Source organism: Sphingomonas sp. CCH9-E2 (genome assembly GCF_001557215.1).
Taxonomy (GTDB): Bacteria; Pseudomonadota; Alphaproteobacteria; order Sphingomonadales; family Sphingomonadaceae; genus Sphingomonas.
The window spans coordinates 1-1,638 of record NZ_LSJM01000343.1 but is presented as its reverse complement, the minus strand read 5'-3'; the positions used below and the strand labels follow the sequence as shown (position 1 = coordinate 1,638).

Below are 1,638 nucleotides of genomic sequence, written 5' to 3'. Positions count from 1 at the left end.
GGCGGGAAGGGCGGCGGCGAGCAGGGCCAGCGGGGCGAGCAAAGCGGGGCGGTGGGTCATGCTGGCAGCATGGCACAGGTACGATGAACCGGCGATGAGTGAATTGCGAACCAAATGGGAACAAAATGCTTGACATCGTCACGCTGATCTGGCACATAAAGGGAACGCTGAAGAATTGCGAGTCGCGGCGATCGGGTCGCTGAAAACGCGGGTCTTCGGACTTTGAAATCAAATGGATCGGGCCGGGGCGGTGACGCGTGCCGGCCCGATCTGCGTTTGGGAGAATGGCGATGGTAAGCGGACGCCGCACCAATCTTGACGGGCGGTCATCGCCGCTGGGCGCGGCGGAGCGCGTGCAGTGGAGCGCGGCGATGCGCGCCACGTTTCTCGACCATCTGGCTGCGACGTGCAACGTGAGCGCAGCGGCCGAAGCGGCGCGCGTGTGCAAGACGTCGGTCTATCAAATCCGGCGCCGCGACGCTGACTTTGCGGCGCAGTGGGAGGAGGCGCTCGCGCTGGGCTATCAGATGGTCGAAACGCGATTGATCGGCCATGTGCTCGCCGGGCTGACGCGGGTGGATCGGATGGACGAACGGGGCGACGCGCCGGCGATCGATTTCGAGGCCGCGCTGAAGCTGTTGTCGCAGCACCGCAACGCAACGGCGAAACCGCACAAGGGGCGCAAGCCGACCTTCGCCGCGCCGGACGATACCGATCGGGTGTTGCTCGAGCGATTGCGGGTGATCGAGGCGCGGCGTGCGCGCGCGCCGGTGCAGCTGATCCATCAGGCCGCGACGGCCGAGGCGGTGTCCGATGGCGAGTGACCCGGAGATCGGCGCGGTCATCGACCGGCTGCTTGCGCTGCCCGAGTGCGAACGGGCCGAAGCCGTGCGCGCGATGACCCCGGCGATGCGGCGCGAGTTCCTCGCGCGGTGGAAGCTGTGGGCGCATGGCGGGCAGCTGGTGCCGCCGGGCGACTGGCGGGTGTGGCTGATCCGTGCCGGGCGCGGGTTCGGCAAGACGCGGGCGGGGAGCGAATGGGTCAACCAGCTGGCAGTGGATGAACCCGAGGGGCGGTTTGCGCTGGTCGGGGCGAGCCTGGACGAAGTGCGGCGGGTGATGATCGAGGGGCAGTCGGGGCTGATCGCGACGGCGCGGTCCGACCGGCAACCGGTGTGGAAGGCGAGCGCGCGCGAGCTGCACTGGCCGTCGGGCGCGGTGGCCTTTGCCTATTCGGCGGAGTCGCCCGAAGGGCTGCGCGGGCCGGAGCATCATGCCGCCTGGGCCGATGAGCTGGGCAAATGGGGCCGCCGGGGGGATGCGGCGTGGGACAATCTGGCGATGGGATTGCGGCTGGGCGAGCGGCCGCGCGTGCTGGTGACGACGACGCCGCGATCGACGCGGCTGATGCGGCGGGTGATGGCGCTGCCGAGCTGCGTCGAGACGCGGGGGGCGACGCGGGACAATCCGCATCTGCCCGCGAGCTTCGTCGAAGCGATGGAGGCCGAATATGGCGGCACGCGGCTGGGGCGGCAGGAGCTGGAGGGCGAGCTGCTGTGCGATGTGCCGGGCGCGCTGTGGACGCGGGCGATGATCGAGGCGGCTCGGGCGGTTGTGGTGGATGAGCCGGTCCGGGTG

The 1,638-nt window shown here is 69.7% G+C and carries 2 protein-coding genes; both read left to right on the top strand.

What is annotated here, in order from left to right:
- Positions 1-290: 290 nt before the first annotated feature.
- Positions 291-824 carry a hypothetical protein gene (locus tag AX681_RS16125; protein WP_156442667.1) on the top strand — a complete coding sequence of 178 codons (534 nt, stop codon included), beginning with the start codon at positions 291-293 and terminating at the stop codon, positions 822-824.
- Positions 814-1,638 (top strand): terminase large subunit domain-containing protein (locus tag AX681_RS16120; protein WP_197424306.1); only part of this gene is annotated, 825 nt, incomplete at its 3' end. The genes AX681_RS16125 and AX681_RS16120, both read left to right, overlap by 11 nt.